Below are 6174 nucleotides of genomic sequence, written 5' to 3' on the forward strand. Positions count from 1 at the left end.
GAGGGCCCTCGCACCCCTAGCGGCTGGCCTGGCCTTCGGGTTGGCCGCTTCTCCCTGCACCACGCCGGTGTTGGCGGTGTTGCTGGCCTGGATCGCCCAGGCCGGCGATCCGCTGGCGGGCGTGGTGCTGCTCACCGCCTTTGCCGCCGGCCAGGTGATGCCGTTGCTGCTCGCCGGCACCGCCGCCGCCTGGGTGCCACGGCTGCTGGCCTTGCGTGCGCTGGGCCAGTGGGTTCCCCCCATCAGCGGCGTGGTGCTGCTGGCCACAGGCACACTCACCCTTCTGGCCCGCTGGGGCTGAGATCTCCTTGCATTGTTGATGAAACGCCTGATCGCCTGGATCTCCGACCTGCGCCTGGCTATCGGGCTGTTGATCCTGATCGCCATCGCCAGCGGCCTGGGAACGCTGGTGCCGCAGCAAGAAAACGCTGAGCTGTACCACCGCGTCTACGACTCCAAGCCCTGGCTGGGGCTGCTCAACGGCGATGCGATCTTGCGCCTGCAGCTCGATCACGTGTATTCGAGCAACTGGTTTCTGGCCCTACTGGCCTGGCTGGGGCTCTCGCTGATCCTGTGCAGTTGGCGCCGCCAGTGGCCGGCCCTGCAGGCCGCCCTGCGCTGGATCGACTACAGCAACCCGCGTCAGTTGAGCAAGCTCACCCTGGCGGAAACCCTCAACAGCCCCAACGCCGACACGCAGCTTGGGCATCTGCAGGAGCTGTTGCAACGGCGCGGCTGGCAGGTGCAACTCCACCCCCATCGCCTAGCGGCCCGGCGGGGTGTGAGTGGCCGGGTTGGTCCGCTGCTGGTGCATGCCGGCCTGGTGGTGCTGATGGTGGGAGCGGCCTGGGGCGCCCTGGCCGGCCAGCGGCTCGAGCGCTTCCTCGCCCCCGGCAATGAGCTGGAGCTGCTCAACCGCCGCGGTGAAACCCAGCTCACTGTGACGCTGGAAGGCTTCGGCATTGAACGCGACCCGGCCGGCCGGCCGGAACAGTTCCGCTCCCAGCTGCGCCTGCAGCCCGGTGATCCCGCTGCAGCACAGCCGCTGAGCGTCACCAACCGTGAAATCAGCGTGAACCATCCCCTGCGCTTCCAGGGGATGACGGTGTACCAGGCCGACTGGGCCCTGGCCGCCATTCAGGTGCAGCTCGGCAAGAGCCCGATCCTGGAACTGCCGCTGCAGAGCTTCCCGCAGCTGGGGGATCAGGTGTGGGGCATCGTGCTGCCCACGCGCCCCGATGGCAGCAACCCGGTGCTGGTGTCGCTCTCCAGCGAGCAAGGCCCTGTAACGGTGTACTCCGCCGAGGCCGAGGTGCTGGGCACGCTGGTGCCCGGCGGGGGCCCGGCGGAGATCGCCGGCATCCCGTTGCGCATCGCCGGGGTGGTGCCCGCCAGTGGCCTGCTGCTCAAGCGCGACCCTGGTGTGCCCCTGGTATACGCCGGCTTTGCCATCGCCCTGGCGGGCGGCGCCCTAAGCCTGATCGCCACCCGCCAGCTGTGGGCCATCGCCGAGCCGGAACAGCAGAAGCTGCATGTGGCTGGGCTATGCAACCGCAACCTGGCGGCCTTCTCGCGGGAGCTGCCCGCTCTCCTGGTGGATCTTCAGCAGGGCTGACGGCTGCCGTGGCTGGCCCGGATCACGGTGTGCACGTTGCCGCGGGGGTTGAAATCAGCCTCGAGCTGCATCCACACCGGTTCGCAGGCCGCCACGAAGTCGTCGAGGATGCGGTTGGTGACCTCCTCATGGGAGATGGAGCGATCCCGGTAGCTGTTCACGTAGAGCTTGATCGCCTTGAGCTCCATCACCCGGGGGCCCGGCTGATAAACGAGGCGCAGGGTGGCGAAATCGGGATAGCCCGAGAAGGGGCACTTGCAGGTGAATTCCGGCAGGGTGATCGACACCTCGTAGGCCCGGCCCAGACGCGGATTGTCGAAACAGATCAGCTCCGCTTCGGCGATGGCCCGCTCTCCATAGAGGGGCGTGCGGGTCTGATCGGCGCTCATCGGCAGGCTTGGTTTCAGGCCGGATGCTAGGCAGCCGCCCCCAGGCACCCGCTGCGGTAGCAATCGCAACACCCTCGCCCTGAAAGCTGCGGCCTAATGGGCCTGCCGGGGCCCAGCTCCCCGCGTGTCTTTCCAGAATTCCTGAGAGACTGTCTCCGACAGAGCGTTCCAAGCCACTCCCGCAGCCATGAAAAAAGTTGAGGCCATCATTCGCCCGTTCAAGCTTGAAGACGTGAAGCTGGCGCTGGTGAATGCCGGCATCGTCGGCATGACCGTGAGCGAGGTTCGTGGCTTCGGTCGCCAGAAGGGCCAGGTGGAGCGTTACCGCGGTTCCGAGTTCACCGTGGAATTCCTGCAGAAGCTGAAGCTCGAGATCGTGGTCGACGATGCCCAGGTGGACACCGTGGTGGGCGCCATCCAGGAAGCGGCCCGCACCGGCGAGATCGGCGACGGCAAGATCTTCATCAGCCCCGTGGATTCCGTGATCCGCATCCGCACCGGCGATCGCGACAGCAGCGCCATCTGAGCCTGCGGGCGCTGTTCAAGCCCCCAGAGTTTCAGCAACCAGGCGCCGGATGGCCTCTGCTTCGGGGGCGACTCCGGCGTTTTTTTGTAGCTCCACTTCAGACGCAACCCCCAGCAGAGGCCAGGTGCCGCTGCGCAACCAGAGCAGGTATTCGTGGTTGCCCGCGGGCCCGGTGATGGGTGAGGCGGTGACCGCGCAGGCGCTCCATCCCTCCGCCGAGGCCGCCGCGATCACCCCTTCGATCGCATCCGCATGGGCCGCCGGGTCGCGCACCACACCGCCCTTCCCCACACGCTCTTTGCCCACCTCGAACTGTGGCTTCACCAGCAGCAGCGCCTCGCGCCGCTCAGGCCGCAGCAACCGGCCGATCGCCGGCAGCACCAGCGCCAGGCGAATGAACGACACATCCGCCACCGCTAGATCCGGCCAGGGATCCTCTTCGCCGTAAAGGTCGGCCGGCTCGAGGTGCCGCAGGTTGGTGCGCTCCTTGAGTACCAGGCGCGGATCGGTGCGCAGGCTCCAGGCCGTTTGCCCATAACCCACATCCACGCCGTACACCCGGCTGGCGCCATGCTGCAGCAGGCAATCGGTGAAGCCGCCGGTGGAGATGCCGCCATCGAGGCACACGCGTCCGGCTGGCTCAATCGGAAAGGCCTCCAAGGCGGCCAGGAGCTTTTCACCGCCGCGGGACACAAACCGCGGCGGCTGCTCCACCTGCAAGGGCAGATCCGGCAACACATCGAGCCCAGGCTTGTCGAGGACGCGATCGCCGCTGCGCACCTTGCCGGCCCGGATCAGCTGCTGGGCCTGCTGGCGGCTGGTGGCCAAGCCGAGCTCCACAAGCTGCAGATCCAGGCGTTGCTTGCGGCCCATCAACAGCGGCGTGCTGGTGTGCTGTCACAAAAGCACAGGGGAAACCGAACAAAAACGGGGGCTGCAGCGGCAAAACGGGGAACACTCCGGAGGATGACCCTCAGCACAGGGGATCCCCCATGCCGCGCCAACAATCCAACGTGGTCGAACTCCTCCAACCGGGCAGCTTTGTGAAACTGCGCAACCAGCCCGACGACCTCCCCCCCTTTCAGCTGATCCAGTGCCGCGGCGGCCGCTGCTGGGTGCGCCAGCAGGCCTGGGGGACCCTGGTGCAGTGGGAGGTGGAGCACCGCAAGCTCACGGCGGTGGCCTGATCACCTTGAGGGCCGCCCCATACATTGGTTTGGATGTGAGCCCGCGGCGGCCTTGATCGAGCGTTACACCCTGCCCGAGATGGGCGCCATCTGGAGCGAGCAGGCGAAGTTCCAGAGCTGGCTGGATGTGGAGATCGCCGCCACCGAAGCCAACTGCGAGCTGGGCCGCGTGCCCGCCGAGGCCGTGGCCACGATCAAGGAGAAGGCCAGCTTCAGCGTGGAGCGCATCCTTGAGATCGAAGCCGAGGTGCGTCACGACGTGATCGCCTTCCTCACCAACGTGAACGAGCACGTGGGGGATGCCGGCCGCTACATCCACGTGGGCATGACCAGCTCGGATGTGCTCGACACCGGCGTGGCCCTGCAGATGAAGGCCTCGGTGCAGCTGCTGCGCACCGAACTCGACAAGCTGGCCGATGCGCTCAGGGCTTTAGCCCGCGAGCACAAAGGCACGGTGATGATCGGCCGCTCCCATGCCATCCACGGCGAGCCGATCACCTTCGGCTTCAAGCTGGCCGGCTGGCTGGCGGAGGTGGTGCGCAACCAGGAGCGCCTCGAGCGGCTCGAGCGCGTGGTGAGCGTGGGCCAGATCTCGGGCGCCATGGGCACCTATGCCAACACCGACCCTCGGGTGGAGGAGATCGCCTGCGCCAAGCTCGGCCTGGTGCCCGATACCGCCAGCACCCAGGTGATCGGCCGCGATCGCCACGCCGAATACATCCAAACCCTCGCCCTGGTGGGCGCAGCCCTGGAGCGCTTCTCTACCGAGATCCGCAACATGCAGCGCACCGATGTGCTCGAGGTGGAGGAGAACTTCGCCAAGGGTCAGAAGGGCAGCTCCGCCATGCCCCACAAGCGCAATCCGATCCGCAGCGAGCGCATCAGCGGTCTGGCCCGGGTGCTGCGCAGCTACGTGGTGGCAGCTCTGGAAAACTGCGCCCTCTGGCACGAACGCGACATCAGCCACAGTTCCGTGGAGCGGATGATGCTGCCCGACTGCTCGGTCACCCTGCACTTCATGCTGCGTGAGATGACCGATGTGGTGAAGGGGCTCGGTGTCTACCCGGACAACATGGCCCGCAACATGAATGTGTATGGCGGCGTGGTGTTCAGCCAGCGGGTGCTGCTGGCCCTGGTGGACAGCGGCATCAGCCGTGAAGACGCCTATCGCATCGTGCAGCGCAACGCCCACACCGCCTGGAACACCGACGGCGGCAACTTCCGCGCCAACCTCGAGGCCGATACCGAAGTGAGCTCCCGCCTCAGCCCCGAACAACTGGCCGAGTGCTTTGCCACCGAGCTGCACCAGGCCAATCTCGGCGTGATCTGGGAGCGCCTGGGGATCTGAGGCCGATCAAGGCGGCACTGAGCCGTGGCACCTAGGAAACCAACGGCCGACAGAACACGCTGCGACAACCGCCCCTCATTCTGTGCAATCTGTACAAAATCAAGGGCAGTTCACTTGTGATACGGCCCGCCCTGCTGAATGGTGAGCGCTCGATACAACTGCTCCAAGAGCAGTAGCCGAGCCAACTCATGCGGGAAGGTCATCGGCGAGAGGCTCAGCTTCCAGCGGGCACGGGCCTTGAGCGCCGGGGCAATGCCTTCGGCGCCACCGATCACCAAGGCCAGGCGCTCAGAGCCCGAGCCTTCCAGCCGCTGGGCAAAGGCCGGGGAATCAAAGGTCTGCCCCTCCTCCGCCAGCACCACGAGCTGCTCATCGGGGCGCAAGGCAGCCAGGATCGCCTCCGCCTCGCGCTCTTTGCCGGCATCACGCAGCTCCACCACCTGCAGCCCGGGCAAGCGCTTGAGGTAGGTGGCGATGCCTTCCACCACCCAACTCTTGCGTACCTTGCCAACCGCCAGGATGCGGATGCGGGAGGGATTGATCACGGCATCCCATCACTGCCGCGCACGTTACCCACGGCCCATGCCACCAACCCTGGCTCTGTTCTGGACGCCCTACGCCGACTGGATCTACACAGCAGTGAGCACCACCGGGCTGCTGCTGATCGTTTGGCTGGTGCTCAGACCGAAGGCGTAGCCGTTGCCGTTGTTGTTCGCTCTGTCGCCGGGTTGAGGCCGGCGCCACCGGCAAGCAGGTCGATCGGTTCGCACACTGGGAAGCGGTTGATCGCCTTGAGGGCGCTGCGGGCGTTGTCGCGCAGGCGCTGGCTGATGGCCTCGCAATAGGGCACCTGGGCGAGCAGATCCACCGTGCGGCGCATGACCCGCACCACATCGCCCTCGTCGAGCGAGGTGTTGGCGATCAGATCGTTCCAGCTCACGCCCTTGGCCCAGGCGTGCACCAGGCCCATCAGCTCCGGCTCGAACCACAAGGGCATCACCACCGAGGCCCGCTCCTGCTGGCGCTGCAGCTCACGCCGGATGCCGCGTAGATCGTGGAGGGCCTCCTCTGAGGCCGGCGAGGGGGGGAAGCCACTCCATAGATCCGGG

Annotated in this window: 8 protein-coding genes and 1 pseudogene; 5 read left to right on the plus strand and 4 right to left on the minus strand. The window is 66.6% G+C overall.

The genetic code is table 11. From position 1 onward, the window contains the following. On the plus strand, positions 1-301 hold a 301-nt coding region (locus ACIQ2E_RS11510; protein WP_398330518.1), incomplete at its 5' end, for a cytochrome c biogenesis protein CcdA. Between the two features lie 18 nt (positions 302-319). After that, on the plus strand, positions 320-1615 hold the full coding sequence (locus tag ACIQ2E_RS11515; RefSeq protein ID WP_398330521.1) for a cytochrome c biogenesis protein ResB: 1296 nt from the start codon (positions 320-322) through the stop codon (positions 1613-1615). Here the strand turns inward: ACIQ2E_RS11515 and queF are convergent. Next, a complete protein-coding gene (gene queF, locus ACIQ2E_RS11520) occupies positions 1603-2004 on the minus strand; it encodes a preQ(1) synthase (RefSeq protein WP_398330524.1) in 402 nt (133 codons plus the stop codon). The genes ACIQ2E_RS11515 and queF overlap by 13 nt on opposite strands. 187 nt (positions 2005-2191) lie before the next feature. Between queF and ACIQ2E_RS11525 the strand changes: the two genes are divergently transcribed. Next, positions 2192-2530 carry a P-II family nitrogen regulator gene (locus tag ACIQ2E_RS11525; protein WP_010310966.1) on the plus strand — a complete coding sequence of 113 codons (339 nt, stop codon included), beginning with the start codon at positions 2192-2194 and terminating at the stop codon, positions 2528-2530. Positions 2531-2545: 15 nt separating this feature from the next. On the opposite strand, the gene ACIQ2E_RS11530 is transcribed toward ACIQ2E_RS11525, so the two are convergent. Next, positions 2546-3403, minus strand: coding sequence for a TlyA family RNA methyltransferase (locus tag ACIQ2E_RS11530; RefSeq protein ID WP_398330529.1), 858 nt, complete (start codon positions 3401-3403; stop codon positions 2546-2548). Positions 3404-3522: 119 nt separating this feature from the next. Between ACIQ2E_RS11530 and ACIQ2E_RS11535 the strand changes: the two genes are divergently transcribed. Next, the gene (locus ACIQ2E_RS11535) at positions 3523-3717 is read left to right on the plus strand and encodes a hypothetical protein (RefSeq protein ID WP_217794649.1); all 195 of its coding nucleotides are present in this window, start codon (positions 3523-3525) and stop codon (positions 3715-3717) included. Positions 3718-3769: 52 nt separating this feature from the next. Beyond that, positions 3770-5065, plus strand: a complete 1296-nt coding sequence (gene purB / locus ACIQ2E_RS11540) for an adenylosuccinate lyase (RefSeq protein WP_398330534.1) — start codon at positions 3770-3772, stop codon at positions 5063-5065. Between the two features lie 110 nt (positions 5066-5175). On the opposite strand, the gene ACIQ2E_RS11545 is transcribed toward purB, so the two are convergent. After that, positions 5176-5607, minus strand: coding sequence for a 23S rRNA (pseudouridine(1915)-N(3))-methyltransferase RlmH (locus ACIQ2E_RS11545; protein WP_398330537.1), 432 nt, complete (start codon positions 5605-5607; stop codon positions 5176-5178). Positions 5608-5744: 137 nt separating this feature from the next. After that, positions 5745-6174, minus strand: a pseudogene (locus ACIQ2E_RS11550) (DEAD/DEAH box helicase); the annotation flags it as partial.

Origin of the sequence: Vulcanococcus sp. (assembly GCF_044369115.1) — a bacterium.
Lineage (GTDB): Bacteria > Cyanobacteriota > Cyanobacteriia > PCC-6307 > Cyanobiaceae > Vulcanococcus.

What these genes read in the sequence shown, in the direction of transcription:
- ACIQ2E_RS11525 (WP_010310966.1), top strand. Translation starts at nt 2,192, where the DNA reads ATGAAAAAAGTTGAGGCCATCATTCGCCCGTTCAAGCTTGAAGACGTG.
- ACIQ2E_RS11515 (WP_398330521.1), top strand. Translation starts at nt 320, where the DNA reads ATGAAACGCCTGATCGCCTGGATCTCCGACCTGCGCCTGGCTATCGGG.
- ACIQ2E_RS11535 (WP_217794649.1), top strand. Translation starts at nt 3,523, where the DNA reads ATGCCGCGCCAACAATCCAACGTGGTCGAACTCCTCCAACCGGGCAGC.
- ACIQ2E_RS11530 (WP_398330529.1), bottom strand. Translation starts at nt 3,403, where the DNA reads ATGGGCCGCAAGCAACGCCTGGATCTGCAGCTTGTGGAGCTCGGCTTG.
- queF (WP_398330524.1), bottom strand. Translation starts at nt 2,004, where the DNA reads ATGAGCGCCGATCAGACCCGCACGCCCCTCTATGGAGAGCGGGCCATC.